General features: G+C 39.5%; 15 protein-coding genes and 1 pseudogene. 8 read left to right on the top strand and 8 right to left on the bottom strand.

Annotated features, from left to right (window positions below; all coding sequences use genetic code 11):
• Positions 1-22: 22 nt before the first annotated feature.
• Both V7K30_RS05895 and V7K30_RS05890 read right to left on the bottom strand, forming a co-directional pair.
• Positions 23-382, bottom strand: a complete 360-nt coding sequence (locus tag V7K30_RS05895) for a VOC family protein (RefSeq protein WP_334998003.1) — start codon at positions 380-382, stop codon at positions 23-25.
• 633 nt (positions 383-1015) lie between these two features.
• Positions 1016-1705 (bottom strand): class I SAM-dependent methyltransferase, encoded by a 690-nt coding sequence (locus V7K30_RS05890; protein ID WP_334998001.1) that lies wholly within the window; start codon positions 1703-1705, stop codon positions 1016-1018.
• A gap of 210 nt (positions 1706-1915) precedes the next feature.
• Here V7K30_RS05890 and V7K30_RS05885 point away from each other — a divergent pair, with 210 nt between their 5' ends.
• From V7K30_RS05885 to V7K30_RS05870, 4 genes are all read left to right on the top strand, one after another.
• The gene (locus V7K30_RS05885) at positions 1916-2986 is read left to right on the top strand and encodes a sulfonate ABC transporter substrate-binding protein (protein ID WP_334998170.1); all 1071 of its coding nucleotides are present in this window, start codon (positions 1916-1918) and stop codon (positions 2984-2986) included.
• Positions 2987-3445: 459 nt separating this feature from the next.
• Positions 3446-4138 (top strand): pyridoxine 5'-phosphate synthase, encoded by a 693-nt coding sequence (locus V7K30_RS05880; RefSeq protein WP_334997999.1) that lies wholly within the window; start codon positions 3446-3448, stop codon positions 4136-4138.
• Positions 4139-4298: 160 nt separating this feature from the next.
• Positions 4299-4844, top strand: a complete 546-nt coding sequence (locus V7K30_RS05875; protein WP_334998168.1) for a protein-tyrosine phosphatase family protein — start codon at positions 4299-4301, stop codon at positions 4842-4844.
• Between the two features lie 46 nt (positions 4845-4890).
• Positions 4891-5595: an SAM-dependent methyltransferase gene (locus tag V7K30_RS05870; protein ID WP_334997997.1), complete on the top strand. Its 705-nt coding sequence runs from the start codon at positions 4891-4893 to the stop codon at positions 5593-5595.
• Positions 5596-6063: 468 nt separating this feature from the next.
• Here V7K30_RS05870 and V7K30_RS05865 read toward each other — a convergent pair whose 3' ends face one another.
• From V7K30_RS05865 to V7K30_RS05850, 4 genes and pseudogenes are all read right to left on the bottom strand, one after another.
• Complete coding sequence (locus tag V7K30_RS05865) at positions 6064-6276, bottom strand: CopG family transcriptional regulator (protein ID WP_334997995.1); 213 nt, start codon at positions 6274-6276, stop codon at positions 6064-6066.
• Positions 6277-6326: 50 nt separating this feature from the next.
• Positions 6327-7007 (bottom strand): response regulator transcription factor, encoded by a 681-nt coding sequence (locus V7K30_RS05860; protein WP_334997994.1) that lies wholly within the window; start codon positions 7005-7007, stop codon positions 6327-6329.
• A 16-nt stretch (positions 7008-7023) separates the two neighbouring features.
• Entirely contained in the window at positions 7024-8457 is a 1434-nt protein-coding gene (locus tag V7K30_RS05855; protein WP_334997993.1) for a sensor histidine kinase, read from the bottom strand.
• Positions 8458-8839: 382 nt separating this feature from the next.
• Positions 8840-9326: pseudogene (locus V7K30_RS05850) on the bottom strand (MGH1-like glycoside hydrolase domain-containing protein); the annotation flags it as partial.
• A 262-nt stretch (positions 9327-9588) separates the two neighbouring features.
• On the opposite strand from V7K30_RS05850, the gene V7K30_RS05845 reads away from it, so the two are divergent.
• The gene (locus V7K30_RS05845; protein ID WP_334997992.1) at positions 9589-10371 is read left to right on the top strand and encodes an ATP-grasp domain-containing protein; all 783 of its coding nucleotides are present in this window, start codon (positions 9589-9591) and stop codon (positions 10369-10371) included.
• 30 nt (positions 10372-10401) lie between these two features.
• Here the strand turns inward: V7K30_RS05845 and V7K30_RS05840 are convergent, their stop codons facing one another.
• On the bottom strand, positions 10402-12393 hold the full coding sequence (locus V7K30_RS05840; RefSeq protein WP_334997991.1) for an amylo-alpha-1,6-glucosidase: 1992 nt from the start codon (positions 12391-12393) through the stop codon (positions 10402-10404).
• A 179-nt stretch (positions 12394-12572) separates the two neighbouring features.
• Here V7K30_RS05840 and V7K30_RS05835 point away from each other — a divergent pair, with 179 nt between their 5' ends.
• The 3 genes from V7K30_RS05835 (at position 12573) to V7K30_RS05825 (ending at position 15345) form a co-directional block, all read left to right on the top strand.
• On the top strand, positions 12573-13136 hold the full coding sequence (locus tag V7K30_RS05835) for a hypothetical protein (protein WP_334997989.1): 564 nt from the start codon (positions 12573-12575) through the stop codon (positions 13134-13136).
• 198 nt (positions 13137-13334) lie between these two features.
• Entirely contained in the window at positions 13335-14603 is a 1269-nt protein-coding gene (locus tag V7K30_RS05830; protein ID WP_334997987.1) for an ATP-binding protein, read from the top strand.
• Between the two features lie 304 nt (positions 14604-14907).
• Positions 14908-15345: a thermonuclease family protein gene (locus V7K30_RS05825; RefSeq protein ID WP_334997985.1), complete on the top strand. Its 438-nt coding sequence runs from the start codon at positions 14908-14910 to the stop codon at positions 15343-15345.
• Positions 15346-15461: 116 nt separating this feature from the next.
• Here V7K30_RS05825 and V7K30_RS05820 read toward each other — a convergent pair whose 3' ends face one another.
• Complete coding sequence (locus tag V7K30_RS05820; protein ID WP_334997983.1) at positions 15462-16508, bottom strand: threonine aldolase family protein; 1047 nt, start codon at positions 16506-16508, stop codon at positions 15462-15464.
• Positions 16509-17132: the final 624 nt, after the last annotated feature.

Genomic DNA, 17132 nt, shown 5'->3' with positions numbered 1-17132 from the left:
ATCCTTTTTGGCTAAAAATTAATTATGTAAACTCAACATACTCAATAATTGTTCCATCAGGATGCATCGCTCGCATATTGACTCCAGTGGGAACTTTGTTAGGTTCCGCCAGAATCACTGCACCCTGCTGAATAAGTGCTTCTTTAAAATCATTGAGTGAGTCAACGAGAAATGTTGCCTGTGTACTCTTGAATGAAGAGAGTGCTTCTGCCGAACCAGCAATTAAAAGAATAGAACCCACACCTGCGAGTTCCAACTCAGACTCTGAATATTGAAACCACAACCAACATTTTTCTGTAAAGAGGTTTTCATAGAAAGCGATCGCTTCATCCAAGTCTACCGGATTAAGATAAACTCTGGTTAGTACTTTAATAATTTGCATTGCAAACTGTCTATTAGGCAGCTAGTGTATTTTATTGTGCTTACTCGGCAATCTTAGTTAACTATGATTGATCAAGAAATAGTCTATCTTCAATTTGAAAAAGGTCTTCAACTCTCTGTTCACCTAGCTTTAGATAACGTTGTTCGCTATCAATCAAAACACATTTCATTTCTACTCCTTTAACCCCACAAAAGTCATCTGTATAGCTATCACCAATATATATACATGATGGTGCATCAGTACTTGGTACAACTTTGCGTTAAACCGTAGCGAATTCAGGTGTGAAACTGAAACGCATAGGCGCTTCGCCTTCCCGCAGGGTTGGAGGGCAAAGCTTTCCGCCGTTGGCATCTGAACTTCTCCTTCAAAGACCCTGCGCGAACGGTGGGAACGCAGAGTTTTTAAATTTGATTTGTTACGAGTTGATGAAATCCCCTACTTAGCTTGAGCGGTGTGTCACAAGAATTCGTAATTGCTAATGCGCTACACTAACGTAACTTGTAGTTACAATCAGTGGAAGTTTGAACTCTCTACTGTCTTGTTGAGCATTAAATCTGCATATTTAGTGCTTGTTCTGTAGCATTTAATTACGAATTCCGATAGCGTAGCGCGACTTAGCCCATTACAAATTATTTAAATCTTTCTCCCATGTGCATAGATAAAATAGTTATCTGTCACCTTTACCTCAGCCTGAAAACCTATTTTATTTAGCTGATCTTGAAGTTGTTCAGGCTGATAAAAAATTTTGACAATTTTAAATTCTTGACTATCATTTAACTTACGGGTTTTATATATGTTTCCGTCGTCTTCAAGAATATGATTATTAGCCGTAGATGTCGGTTCAAAGCAAGAGTCAATGATAAATACTTGTCCACCAACGCGAACAGACTGATAGACTTTCGTCAAAAATGAATCGAGTAATTTTGGCGGCACATGAGAGAGCCAAAAGGCAAAGAAAACTAAATCATATTCAGTGTCAGGTTGCCATGTAAATAAATCCATTAGGTGATATTCAACACTCAGTGAATTTAACTTCGAGCGATTAATTGTAATCACTTCTTCTGAGGCATCGATCGCAGTAATTTTTTTACCGATACTTAAAAGCTCCTGCGTCCAGATACCTGTTCCACATGCTAACTCTAAAATATCATCCACCACGCCAATTTGGTGTAATGTATTTTTGATAACAGCTACTTCATTAAACCAGCGCTGGTTGATTTCGGTACCGCGATCGTAGCGTCCTTTCCTATAGAACCACTCATCATATTCGTTGGCTCTAGCGCGATAGTACTCAATCTGTTGTTCAATAATATTATCTGTCATCGCGTGCTTTCTGATCCGATTGAGTTTAGATTTGACGTTGCTATGACTTTTAGGAAAAATTTTTATTCAGCGAATCAACTTGCATTTCAGCTTTAATTATGTGATATTTTTATCATTACATAATAATACGGTAAATCAATAAACTTGCCGGAGTTATGCCGGAAGTTTGCTGAAGTTTGATATTAATTTACCCCTGAAAGCAGAGTGATGATGTTGACTAAGTTCTTTCCAACCCGACTGTTGGGTATGGCTTTTGCCTTCCTGCAAAGGTTCCAACAACCAAGAATCCGCACCTTTTCCCTACTGTTTGCAGTGGGACTTAGTTTAACTTTGGCTGTCTCTGCTTGTTCTCCAAGCACAAGCGACAACTCTGGCACACCGCAGACAACCCAAGCCTCCAGTCCAGCAGCTAGCGGTACCACCGTTCACATAGGTTATCAGAAGGCGTCAACTGTCCTCTATGCGCTGAAGGCGAGAGGGGAATTAGAGAAAGCATTTGCAGCTTCAGGATCTTCCGTAACTTGGTCGGAATTTCCGGCTGGCCCCCCACTACTAGAAGCATTGAATGCAGGCAGTATTGATTTTGGTTATACCGGAGAATCACCACCTATATTTGCTCAAGCTGGGGGTATTCCTTTGGTTTATGTTGCCTACGATCCCTGGAGTCCCAAGGCTGAAGCCATCTTGGTGCCCAAGGATTCACCTATTAAAAGTGTGGCTGAACTCAAGGGAAAAAAAGTTGCTTTTGTCAAAGGTTCTAATGCTAACTACCTATTGCTGAAAGCACTAGAAAAGGCAGGGGTACAATACAGTGACATCCAACGAGTAACTCTCACTCCCGCCGATGCTCGTGCTGTCTTTGAGAGAAAAAACGTTGATGCTTGGGCAATTTGGGACCCTTACTTAGCCGCAGCAGAAGCAGCAACAGGCGCACGTACTTTAGTAGACGCGACGGGATTAGCTCCCAATCGTGGTTATTATCTTGCTGCAAAATCTTTTGTTGATGCCAAGCCAGATGCCTTGAAAATAGTTTTAGATCAGGTGAAGAAAGTTAGTAATTGGGCAAAGAATAATCCTAGTGAAGTTGCTAAATTTCTTTCCCCTGCCTTGGGTATAGATGCTTCTGTGTTAGAAATAGCAGAAAAGCGGCGTGACTATGATGTACTTCCGCTCACAGATGAAGTGATTACTAAACAACAAGAGGTTGCAGATACCTTCTACAAAATTAAATTGCTCCCGAAAGAAATCAAAGTTAAGGAAATTGTTTGGCAAGGCAAGTAAATAATTCGTAATTTACGAATGATGTTACAAGTTAAATTAACATTATCCGCAACCCGCACTTTTACCGCTAGATACTTTAGCACGAGCTTATATACGGCAAATTGCGCTTTTAATCATCTGTGATATTCATCCGTTGAGCATCATGAGAGTTTGTAAGTATCTTACCTCACTAATAGGTTTTAGGACTTACGCAAAACTACACGCTGTAGGGGCAATTCATGAATTGCCCCTACGGGAAATCAGGGCTTTCACTGGCTTTTGGCGTAAGTCCGGGGTTTAAATCACGCAGATAAAATGAATTGGTATCACAAGCGATTTAAATACTCTTTAGACCCATACCCAACTATTCGTCAAATCTACAAATCATGTATATGTCATCCAGTCTTTATTGCTGCACAACCACATTTACAACCAGACGCTTCTGAATACAGTCCTGAAGATGAATATTAAAATTAACTTATGAAATATTTATTATGGGATTTTGAGAATACACTAGGTTATCGTGAGGGAATGTGGAGTGGGACTTTACATTCAATATTAGAAACTAATGGAATCGGAAATATAAAACTAGAGGATATTCGACCATTTCTCAACATTGGCTTTAGTTGGGACTCCCCTGATACTCCCCATAGCATATTTTTAAATGGCAAAACATGGTGGGAGTATATGAATGAATATTTTGTAGAAGTCTATGAGAAAGTTGGAATAGGTAAAAACGATGCTATAAGATTTGCTTTGCAAGTACAAAATGAATACAAACATATCAGAAACTGGCATATATATAAGGATGTGACATCTACATTAAAATCTGCCTTCAGCCTGTTTATGGATACTGACTTAACTCAAATTAAACATGCTAAAGAGATTGGAGGCGATCGCATTGAGCTATATACAGAACCTTATGCTACAGCTTTTCATAATGGTAATGTAGAGTCTGTATTTCAAGACTATCAAAAAGCAGCACAAAAGGCTCAGGAAATTGGTTTAGGAGTGAACGCTGGGCATGATTTAAATCTGCAAAACTTAGAAAAGTTCTGTTCAATTTATGGCATACTTGAAGTATCTATTGGTCATGCCCTGATTGCCGATGCTTTGGACATGGGACTACTGACTGCTGTGCAAGAGTATTTAAAAATCCTATCTTTGAACTAGATTTAAAAACTTTTCACAAGAGATAAATTGCTAAATAATCATATGCAATCCCTAAAAACATTTTACACCCGACGTTTCATTGGCGATTAATCAAAAAATAACTAACTATTTTATGGCTGCAACTAGCAACTTCCAAAATTCAGAAGTCAGACAGGTAAAGATGTATAAGTTTGCCCCGGCTGGGGAGAAAGAGCAAATAGTCTTTGGGGCTGCCCGACCTGGATACACTAACAATAAGGTTCAAGATTGGATAGAATTCATGAAGTGTCAAGATATCAAGCGAGTTTGCTGCCTTCTTGATGATCAACAGCTAGCTTATTACTCTAATCTTCTAGATACCTACAAACAGGAATTTGGTAATCAACTAGTTTGCCCTGCACCAATTACAGATTTCCATCTATGTGATTTAAAAACCTTCACACAGAAAATACTTCCTTTCTTAATAGAAGCAGATAAACAAAATGAGAAAGTCGTTGTACATTGCTCTGGGGGAATTGGACGGACTGGACATGTGTTAGCGGCATGGCTAGTTAGTGTCAGAGGATTATCAAATAAAGCTGCGATCGCTGCTGTCAAGAGAACAGGTAGAAATCCTTATGAAGCTGCGATCGCAGCTATGTTTCAAGCTAGAAATCCCTTGAAAGTTGTAAAAGAACTTGACATGCTTCTGAATGATTGCCGTCTAGCAGTGCATCAAGTATTTTGAGTTTGCTATTATCCTGTGTAATCAGTCTATTTACTAGGTAAATTCTATGGCAATGGTTCTAGAGCAAGTAGTTCCTTTTGGGAGGTCAATGGATGAATATATAAAAATATTCAATTTAACAAACGCAGATTTAAATAAAAGAATCATTGGGATTGGGGATGGACCGGCAAGCTTTAATGCCGAAATGACACGTCAAGGTAAAAGTGTAGTTTCTGTTGACCCACTATACCAATTTTCCGGTGATGAAATATTGCAAAGATTTAATGAAGTGGTAGATAACATTATTAACCAAGTCAAGGCTACATCGAATAATTGGGTATGGAGCTATCATAAATCTCCAGATGATTTGCGACACAATCGAGTGAAAGTTATTCGAGAATTTCTCTCTGATTATGAAACTGGCAAAAAAAACAACAGATACACAGTCGGCGAATTTCCCAAATTGGTATTTAAAAATCAAGAATTTGACATAGCCCTTTGTTCACATTTATTGTTTTTATATTCCGACCATCTCGATTACAACTTTCACTTAGATTCTGTAGGTGAGATGCTGCGTATTGCTAAAGAAATCCGAATCTTTCCTCTGATAACTTTAATGTGGAAACATTCGCAATATTTAGATGAAATAGTAAAATATTACGCTTCAAAGGGTTACAAGATAGATATTGAAAAGGTTGAATACGAACTACAGCCTGGTGGAAATAAGATGTTGAAGATAACAAGAGATGTTAATCTAATTAGTAATTTTTAAATATTCAGATTCACAACTTATATTAAGACTAGTACATGGCGATCGCCGCGTTAAGATAGTAATGAACCACGGTTCATTAAGAGTCTGGATAATTAGTTATTATTTAGATCACAACTTCAGTAGAACACAGATATTTATCTGTGTTGTATCGAAAGTTCAACCTTGTCTATTGTTGTGACTTTTCACTCTTATCTGGAAGACCTCACTTCCATTCCTGTGCCCTAGAAGGGGAGAGGAATGGAATTTTTGCCCAACCCATGTAGGGAAGGTTACTCAGAGGTTAAGTCTTTTGTTGGTTTTTCCACATAACGAAAAAAGAAGGTTATTTCCCGATTGTTAGGGAGGTAATGGTTTAATATTGCATAGCGCTTTAGCTATAGCTCCTCAAAGAAGTCAATCGATAGGTCTATTGTGGCATAAACAGCATATACAAGTAGCTGAGATTTGGCGGGATATCCGAGTGGATAGTTACTGTGATTTTGACCAACTGCCAACTGTTCTTGTTGAGTCTGCTGCTCGCATCTCCGAGTTTTCAGCATTGTCAACCTCAAGAGTTCGGAGCAATTCTCGAATTACATCTGTTGCTGGCCTTCCTGTCAAAGCACAGTAGCGTTCAAGTTTCTTCATTTCCTCTGTTGTGAGATTTACTGTCAGTCGTTTAACAGCCCATTTTTTACTCATGATCCTCTTTTGTCTTTAATATGTTGCTTTTTCTCGAAATCACCAAGTCATTACGATTGCTCTCGTAATGCATAGCCTACACCACGGACTGTATGAATCAAACGCTTTTCATTATTTTCTTCTAACTTGAGTCGCAAATAACGAATATAAACCTCAATAATATTAGAATCACCCATGAAGTCATAACCCCAAACTTTCTCTAGAATTTGGTCTCTAGTAAACACCTGACGGGGATGTGAGAGGAGATATTCTAATAAGTCGAACTCTTTTGCTGTTAACTCAATGCTTCGTTTACCCCGAAATACTTCACGAGTGCGGCGATTTAAGCTTAAATCTTCAAATTGCAACAAATCCTCGTCTGTTTCTTGCGTGCGGCGGAGATGGGCGCGAATTCTAGCTAGTAGTTCCTCAATGCTGAAGGGCTTAACTACATAATCATCGGCTCCTGCATCTAATCCTGCCACGCGATCGCTTACTTCATCTTTTGCTGTCAACAAAATCACTGGTACTGTACTGCCTGTTGCTCGCAAACGACGACAAATTTCCAAACCTGTCAGTCCTGGGAGCATCCAATCCACAATCGCTAAATCTGGCGATGAGTCTCGCGCCAGGGTTAAACCAGCGATGCCATCATGGGCTACACTTACTTGGTATCCTTCACTACTAAGTTCTAATTCGATAAATCGCGCCAGTTTGACTTCATCTTCCACCAAAAGGATATGTGCTGTCATATTTTTGCTCTTAAAGTTAGATAGAACTGCTATATATAGGTAAACTGATTATAAACGTACTCCCTTCCCCTAACTTTGATTGCACACTTACACTACCCCCCATACCTTCTACAAGTGTCTTGACAATCGATAAACCCAAACCACAACCCCCAGTAGTATGAGAGCGGGATTCATCTACGCGGTAAAATCTCTCAAATATCCGTGCTTGGTGTTGCAAAGGAATGCCATAACCTTTGTCACAAACTTGAATAATTGCCTTGTCTTGAAGCTGATTTAATTTAAAAATTACGGGTGTATCGGCTTCAGAATATTTAATAGCATTATCAATCAAATTCAACAATACTTGTTTGAGGCGACTGTAGTCTGATTTTATCTCAATTGGATAAAAATTTGACTCAATTGTAATTATGCGATCGCTATATTTTTCTGCCATCATTACAACTTCTTCAACCAAGTCATTCAGCACATAATATTTCATTTGGAAATATAAGTAACCACTATCTGCTCGTGCCAAATCAAGTAAATCTTGTAGCAGGCGGATAGTGCGTTCAGCTTCCGATGCAGCAGTTTCTAAAGCTTCTTGTTGGGTTTGAGTTAAGTTATTCTGCCTTCGCAAGACGCTTTGCAAATAACCATGTACAATTGTCAAAGGTGTGCGTAACTCGTGAGAAACATTACTCACAAATTGCCGCTCTTGCTCCCATGATTGGGAGAGACGCGATAACAGCATAGTTAAGGTTTGAGCTAATTCTTTGACTTCGCTAGGTGCATTATCAAGATACAGCTGTGCTTGTCCCAAATCTTCAGCAGAAATCACAGAAGCCATTTGATTTAGCTGACGCAGAGGTTGCAGAGAACGCTTGATATAAAATGCGATCGCAGCAGTTAAAACAATAATTGCCAAAACACTAGTAATACCTAAACTCTGCACCATAACCACAAACATTCTCTGTTCGCGGGTAATATCCTTTACTACAAATAACTCACCGAGCAACTTACCCTGCACTTGCACAGAACTACCGCATAAAATAAAGTAGCTTTGGTTTACTTTGTAAACTTGTGGCTTAATCGGCATCTTAGTCAGGGACATTAACTCAGTTATCGTAGTATTAGATAACAAATCTAAAGTGGCAGATTTTACTAAAATTTTATTATCAGGACTTTTTAGCCATAATAATGTGTTGGTATTTGCCAAATTATTAATAGCCTTTTGCAACCCAGTTTCAGGTTGCATCATTTCACTATAAAGTTGCACATCTCGCGGCAAGCGCTTGGCGATTTGTTCTACATTATACTTATGACTATCAACTAAAATTTGCTGCATTTTCCAACTAGTCCATGTAGCGAGGCTACCTAATACCAAAGCGGAAAATGCTGCAATACCAACTGTGAGGCGTGACTGTAAGGAAAATGGGTCTATATTTATCCAAATTTTTATAATTTGCTTCACTGTTATGGTTGCGTTTTAAGTGTTGAATAAGGCTTTATCAATAAAATTAGACTGCTAAATGTAAAGTTACTGTCAACCGCTACATCTTAAGCTATAGCTGATGTAAACTTACCTCTGTTGCATACCTACAGTGAAAAGGGCAGCCATTCCAAAAAGATTGCTAAATATTTTTATTTCATCGCCCTCACAACTTTGCAAATCTTTCTCTAATAATAATCTAAATGCATTTACTAATAATTAAATTAATTTCTGCTGAGAATTACCTTAAAATTTATATTCCTGTCTGCTTGACTTTTGTACTCTTGTTTAAACGCAGGGGCTGAAAGTAAATCTTGCTCTTTAATAGAGATAGTATATTTTATAAAAAAATCGCAGTCCTCAATTATATCTGTATCTAGTAATTCAAATTCTGGTTCGTGACGATTTCTATGTTGATTTTCTGCGACTAATTGGGAGTAGGGAAAGGCTTTATGAGGATATTTGTAAAGTGATTTCGTCTAGGAATGGGTAGGGGTATTGTCTAGATAAAAGTAATATTCTTTAACATCTTCCCCATGATTCCCTTCACTACCAGTTAGACCAAAAATCCTTTATTTGAGAATAGAATCTTCGCCATTCCAAAGTGCGATCGCAAAATAAAGTCGTTCATGGTTATCAGAAATACCAGCAATCCCATCTTCACCCCAACGGTAGGCGCGAGAACGAGCCTGATCATGGGTGAAGTAGTCCCAGGCTGTACCGTTGGGACTGTAGTCTTCGCGCACCGTTCCCCATTGGCGATCGCTCAAATATGGCCCCCATCTGCGCCAATGAGCTTTGTGACTCAAGGCTTCTGCTAATCTGATTTCTTCTTGGGTTTGATTTGTCATAATTTACTCAAATCTTTGTTTATAACCACGTTAATTCCGGGAATTAGTTTTCTATTTTGAATATCTCTTTTGTACCTTAGATATTACTGAAACTTTGATTAAAATTTTACAGGGAAATTACCCAATAAAATATAGGACGGACTTATTAAAATTTTATACTAAATTTTAATAAAAGCTTTGATATCATTCTAAATAAGGTGGATATACAGAGATTTTCTGCATAATAACAAGTTAGCTGTACATTCAGTTGAGGTGAGGTGTTGTGAGATTTCTTTTTCCTAGCGACTACTTTAATCCCAAGAAAGCGGATGCAGCATACTTAGAGCAAGTTGCTTGTATGCAAGACGCAGGGTTTGCAACTTCAATTGTTTCTTTAGAGTTGCTGGCATCTGGTTCATCAAAGATTATTCCTGTCCTCCATCCAGGTTCAAAAGTGGTCTATCGGGGTTGGATGGTCTCGCCCTCTGATTATGAGTTATTAGTTGGTGTAGTGGAGAGCACAGGGGCAAGTGTCTTGACTTCTAAGGCTGAGTATCTAGCCACACACTATCTTCCGAACTGGTATCTTCTGATTGCCGATTTAACTCCAGAAACTAAATTCTATTCTGTCGATGATGATTTAAAGAGTGAGTTGAACAGACTTGGCTGGAACGGATTTTTTATCAAAGATTACGTTAAGTCTCTCAAAACCTCAGTTGGTTCCATAATTCATAAACCTTCGGAAATCGAAGCAGTGGTTCTTGAAATGCAGAAGTTTCGGGGCAGTATTGAGGGAGGTATTTGTGTGCGGCGGATTGAAGATTTTGTGCCTGAAACCGAGAGGCGTTACTTTGTCGTATCTGGTAAACCTTTTGCCGCTTTACCAGATGAAGAAGTTCCAGAGATTGTTGAAGAATGTGCAAAGCGGATTGGAAGTCAATTCTTTTCTGTGGATGTAATAGAGCGTAGAGACGGTACTAAGCGGATCGTAGAAATTGGTGATGGGCAGGTATCAGATCTTGTTGGATGGACGGCTGAACGTTTTGCTCAACTTTGGGTGGGGTGACAGGTAACTAGTCGATAGTTATTCCCCGGATCAAATCTCTGTTGCCAACCAAGCACGCAAAACCTCTGCTACTGTCCACGCTTGGGCAATACATCCCCGTGGAGTCATCGGGGCATCACCATCAAAAATCTCGCTGAGACTGCCAAGACCGTGTGCAGTGAGATGATTAGCCATTGGTTCCAAAAATTGACGAGCCTGCTCAGGATTTTTGTAGACGCGCAGGTGTGCTAAGACGAACGGCCCCAACAACCAACCCCAAACGGTTCCCTGGTGATAAGCTCCATCACGTTGATACTGATTGCCACCGTATTTACCCTGGTATCGGGGATGTTCGGGGGCAAGCGATCGCAATCCGTGAGAAGTCAGCAACATTCGCCCGCAAGCTTCCACCACACTCCTTTGCTGGGCAGGTGTTAGCGGACTTTCTGGTAATGAAACAGCAAATATTTGGTTAGGACGCAACGCCGAATCATCACCATCAGGACTGTCTATAACGTCATAGCAATAACCTGTCTCCTCATTCCAGAAGCGAGAAAATCTATACTTAGCACGGTCTGCGATCGCCTCATATTCTTGGTGTGGTTTACCAAGCTGACGGGCAAACTTTGCCATTGTCCGTAGGGCATTATACCAGAGAGCATTAACTTCAATCGGTTTACCAATTCGGGGCGTAACTACCCAATCGTCAACCTTGGCATCCATCCAGGTCAGTTGTACACCTGCAACACCTGCATAAAGTAAGCCATCGGCAGGATCGAGGTGGATGTTGTAGCGTGTACCGCGACAGTGCCAATCAATGATGTCTGCAAGTATTGGAAAGAGTTCACCAAGCAAATTATCATCGTCCGTAGCACTGTAGTAGGCGCGGACTGCTTCAAAGTACCAGAGAGTGGCATCGACAGTATTATATTCTGGTTGCTCACCTGCATCGGGAAAGCGATTCGGCAACATTCCTTGGTCTACGTATCTGGCAAAGGTGCGAAGAATTGAGCGTGCTACCTCTGGGCGACCAGTCGAAATTGTCAAACCAGGTAAACTAATCATTGTGTCGCGTCCCCAGTCGCTAAACCAGTGATAACCAGCGATGATGGTTTTACCCTGAGGGTCTTCTGGCACTGGGCGGTTAACAATAAACTGGTCAGCAGCTAGTATTAGCTGGTTGATCCAACTAGGTGATTCCTTAGTGTTGAGGGGTCGGTTATTATTCCAAAGTCCTGTTAGCTTCTGCTCTTGAGCGCGACGTAACTTAAGTGCAGCTTCGACATTGAGATTTGGTTGTTTTTCTGTGCTGGCTACAAATGCGATCGCTTCCCCAGGATTCAGTGTAACTTCAAAAGTGGCAGCGTGGAGGTGGTCTTCTTTGTCGCTCAATCCCCGATAGCGTTCAACTGCCAAGTCAAAGCCATAGTACCAATTGTGAACAGGAGATGCACTACCGCCGAAAGGCGAATCGCTCAATAGATACAGTGGTACAGCACCCGGATAAGCAGTTACACAAATTCCCTGTTCCACCTGCTCAACAGACATCTGCCAACCGTTGCTTTGGGTGTCGCCGTGATAATCGCGGTAGTTGACCATTGCTTTGAGCGTCAACTTCAGCGGTTGGGTGGCACGACGCACAGTATATTGGACATAAGTTTTGTTAGCGCCTTGTTGCATCCACACCCGTTTTTCTAACAAAGCATCGGCAACAGCAAAATGCCATACAGGCATTGTACCTTCCAGAGAAAAACGTTCAATATGTCGATAACCGTGGGGACTGACAATCCCATCTGCCCAACGATTAGTGTGTAAAGGATAAGAGCGAGTGTCATACAGAACAGTTTCATCTAGTTTTGCCAGCAGTAAGGTGCGACCTAGAGGTGGGTTCAATGCTGCTACTAGTAGTCCGTGATAGCGCCGGGTCAATAAACCTGCCACAGTACCAGAGGCGTAACCACCAATACCGTTAGTAACTAACCACTCCCGCGATTGTGCGGTGTCAAGATTGCCGCAGATTTCCCGCCCAAATTCTATACACATAAGTCAACACTTTTTTTTGGCGATCGATATCTGGATTATCGATTATTAATCCTCTACTGTGCTGAGATCGGTTAATCTCAACTAAAATCTTAACCGCTAATCAGGGCTAAAATTTATTATTTTAAGTAAGATTAAATACTAGTACCTTTGGTAAGACATTTCTGTAAGTAGAAGCTAAAATGTCTCTAAAGGATTCTTTAAGACATTTATTAATTACGGACATTAAATTATCGTTTAACATCAAAGGTTGTATATGCAATTTTATCCTCTCCGTGAGGTGGGCAAACGATCATATTCACTCATTGCCACCGAATTTTCACATTCTGGCAAATCAAAAGGGGAAGAATAGAGTGTTGAAAAATGTTGAACGTTGTATTCCTTCAGAGGAAAAATATTTGGAGGCATTCCACTCAATTTATGAGGGATTGACTCCAGGACACAAAGCCATTTTGGATAAGTTGTATCAGCATTGTTACTTTATGAAGGACAATCGCAGATTACGTACTTGGGAGTTATCTGAAGCTGCGGGATATGATGGTGACTCTTCTGGTCAAATTGGTTATTTAGGTGCAAAGTTCTGCAAATTCTTTGGAGTAAAAGATGAAGAATTTGGGCAGCCAGCACTTGCAATAATTAGTTGGTTTCCAGATGAAATAAACGGATATTGGTACATTGAGTTAATTCCTGAAGCCGCTAGAGCCTTTAAGCATTTTTACATCGAAACTGTCCAATGCAAAAGTTAATCACAATGACACCACTTATTCTTGCCTATCTAATTGTTGTATAAAGTTACACTTAATAAAGTAAAAATTCATCAGTTTGTTGTATGCAAATAGCATATGTCTTTAGTAGAATCTTTCTATCAAACTAGTGCAGCGTGACCCAAATAACTATTCAGTTGATTTTTGAAATTATTTTTATAACTCATGCAATAGGCATCCATGAGCAAAACCAGTGATGACGAAATATTGTTGCACAACCAAACTTGGCAGCGTGAGCGGCAAATCATAGCACGTTTGTCTTCTTTGAACTATCGAACTGGCGAACTGGGTAGCTATTTGCACAATATTGCCTGCGGAGTCAGCGAACTTATTGGAGTTGATTGGACAGTTGTTACCTTTTGCCAACAGGGATTTGAAACTGTTCTAGCGAGTAGTCTTGAAATGGGCGACGGCGAACATGTTTATTCACTACATGGTTTACTAACTGGCACTGTTATCAAAATGGGTCACTCATTAGCAGTAGAAGATGCTCAAAAACACCCAGAGTATGGACAGGCTCCAGAAGGTTATTGTGCATATTTAGGGATACCATTGCGGACTGCTGAAAGTGAAGTGATTGGTACTATCTGTTCATTTAATCACCAACCACGTCATTTTAAAAAAGAAGACATTCAAATTGTGGAATTGTTTGCTGAAAGAGCTGCAACAGCAATTGACAACTATCATCTTTATCAACAACAATGTCAATTTAATCATATTTTGGAAGCTGAGGTTGAAAAACGTACCGCAGAATTACAAGCAGCCCAAGCCAAGCTTTTAGAACAGGAACGACTGGCAGCTATTGGTGAATTTGCTGCCATTATTGTGCATGAAATTCGTAATCCCTTGACTACAATGATTATGGGATTAAAGTATTTCCGAAAAAGCATTCTGACTGAATCTGCTCAAGAGCGATTAGCATTGGCACTGAGCGAAGCTAGTCGTCTGGAACGTCTGCTGAGTGAAATTTTGCTCTACGCCAAGCCCCAAGTGTTGCAGCTTTGTGAATTAGATGTGAATGAATTTATTGATGAGTTGCTGGAATGCATTCGTGAAATGCCAGAAGCTCTGGAACGACAAATTGAATTTATTCCGGTGTTGCCTACGGTAAAAATTTTGGGGGATAAGGACAAACTTAAACAAGTATTTATCAACATTGTCCGCAATGCTTGCGAGGCTGTTGCACCAGGAGATGTTGTTAAGTGGAAAGTAGACTGTTCGCATCCAGATAAAGTCTGCATTAATGTCCACAATGGCGGCGAACCAATTCCATCAGAAGTTATCGCCAAGCTTTCTGTGCCATTCTTCTCCACAAAACCTTGTGGAACTGGGCTAGGACTTGCTATTACCAAACGCATCGTCAATGCTCATAGTGGGGAACTGTTAATTTATTCTGACCTATTGACAGGTACTACCGTGAGTGTTCAATTACCTCTAGTTTTTCAATGAAGTTTTGATTGATATCAATACCAGATTTTTGCAATAAATATCATCAAAAATTATTAGAAGATATTACAGAAAACTTTCCTGACGTAGATGACGCGCTGGCTCCCCTACATTTAAATTTATTAACTTGAGTATTCACAAACAATTTAGGATTACTGTATACGCGATCGCACTCGCTTGGCAAATGCATTTTACCACTACAGGCGATATCTATTACTTTTACTTATGACTTGTGAGTTCAATCACACTAGCAACCTAAGCATTGAAATAAAATTATATTTATGCATAAAATATTACAGATAAAATAATGGAATTACTTGAATTAATTTTGGTGCTAGCTACAGTAGTTGGTGTTGCAGACGGGAACAGCATTTTGGTTAAAGATAATGCAGGACAGACAATTCCAATCAGGCTAGCGTGTATTAATGCACCAGAAGCGACTAACCAGCCATATAGTTTAGCAGCAACACAAAGGCTAAAACAGCTGCTACCACCTCAAACTCCTGTCGTGATTAGAAGCACAGAACAACTCAAAAGTGGTGGCACAGTTGGTGAAGTCTTTGTGGATAATCGGTCAGTAAATCTCCTTTTGGTAGAGTCAGGTAATGCCGTCGTTGACCGAGAATCTTTACAAAATTGCTCCGAGAGCAAAACCCAATTTTTAATTGCAGAAGCTAATGCCAAAAATAAGCATTTGGGATTGTGGCAGCAATCAAAAGTACAGTTAAAATTCCATACTAAGTAAGGATTTGCATTGTCAGTTATGACTAATTGCGTAAGCGTAGCCCGTCGTAGACATCGCTTAAGTTGGGGCAGTTTTAGGATTGTTGTACTTATTTAAGTATTTTAGACTTTCCCTATTTAATTTTTGTAAATAGTTGCGTTCTTAATATCACCAATCAATTCATCAATCCTTGATTTTGTTGTGTTCCAAGAACACATAAAACGTACTCCTCCCACACCAATAAATGTATAAAACTGCCAGTTCTTTGCTTTTAAGGTGTGAATAACTTGTTCTGGTAGTTTAACAAACACGGCGTTAGCTTCTCTAGGAAACATCAAGTCAACACCTTCTATGTTTAATAGTTGATTTTCTAAGTAATCAGCACATTGATTGGCATGTCTGGCATTTTTTAGCCAAGCACCAGTTTCTAATAAACCCAACCAGGGAGCAGAGATAAACCGCATTTTTGAGGCTAGCTGACCTGCTTGCTTGCATCGATAATCAAAATCCTCTGCTAGGTCTTTGTTGAAGAAAAGAATGGCTTCACCTAATGCCATTCCATTCTTTGTACCACAAAAGCACAACACATCCACTCCAGTTTTCCAAGTAATTTCAGCAGGGCTTTTATTCATAGCGGCAACTGCATTTGCAAAACGAGCGCCATCCATATGAATCTTTAAGTTATACTTTTTCGCAACTTCTTTAATTTTTAGAAGTTCTTCAATAGAATATAAAGTTCCTAATTCAGTTGATTGTGTGATGCTAATCACTTTAGGTTTGGGATAATGAATGTCAGTACGTTTAGTGACAATAGCCTCTATTGCCTCTGATGTTAACTTGCCATTTTTACCTTGAGCAAGTAACAGTTTAGAGCCATTAGATGCAAATTCAGGTGCGCCACATTCATCTGTTTCGATGTGAGATGTTTCATGACAAATGACGCTGTGATATGACTGACAAAGGGCAGCTAAAGATAAAGAATTTGCGGCTGTACCGTTAAAGGTAAAAAATACTTCACAATCAATTTCAAACAGTTCCCGAAAATAATCTGTGGCTTTTTGAGTCCATTCATCATTTCCATAGGCTGGAACACTACCTTGATTCGCCCTAATCATATATTCCAGTGCTTCTGGACAAATACCAGAGGAATTATCACTTGCAAACTGCTCTAAGTTGCTACTCATAATCTCTACTTTGATTTTTATCGGTAATTGTTACAATATTAGTGAATAATTTTGGCACTTGCCAACTCTGCTAATTCCAATAACTTTGGATGGTAGTAAACTAAATATTTTTATAGCCCTACTTAATTATTCGTCAATAACAACATTCTGACTTATCTAAAAAGTCGCTAATATGAATATATTGATTTTCACAAATCAAAAATAATTACTATATTTTGCATCAACCTGTTAATTAGTTTTTATTGTCAGAGCTTTTCTCTGATTAGTTATAGCACCCATTAGTAGATTTATACTATTATGATATAACTTTGGTGATGTTCACAGAGAACTGGAGTCTTAGTTTCCCTTTACTGAGACGTTAAATTACTACGGTGTCTTCCTCAGCTTTGCGTTGAAGGGATTCTAGGACTTAAACATCGCAAATCACTAAATATTATGCTAAAAAAATAAAGTTTGCTAATCAGAATGCTAATCATATACTTATAATGTACCATACAATGCCCTACCAATAACTATGGCATCACTATTGGGCATATTTGTCCTTTGTCAGTAGTCATTTGTTTATTTTCTACTGACTAATGACTCTCCGTGTAATGCTCCTTCTGGTGCGTCCGCTACGCGTAG

The organism is Nostoc sp. (assembly GCF_036917655.1).
Taxonomy (GTDB): Bacteria; Cyanobacteriota; Cyanobacteriia; order Cyanobacteriales; family Nostocaceae; genus Nostoc.
The sequence above is the reverse complement of the archived record's forward strand: the minus strand, read 5'-3'. Positions and strand labels throughout refer to the sequence as shown.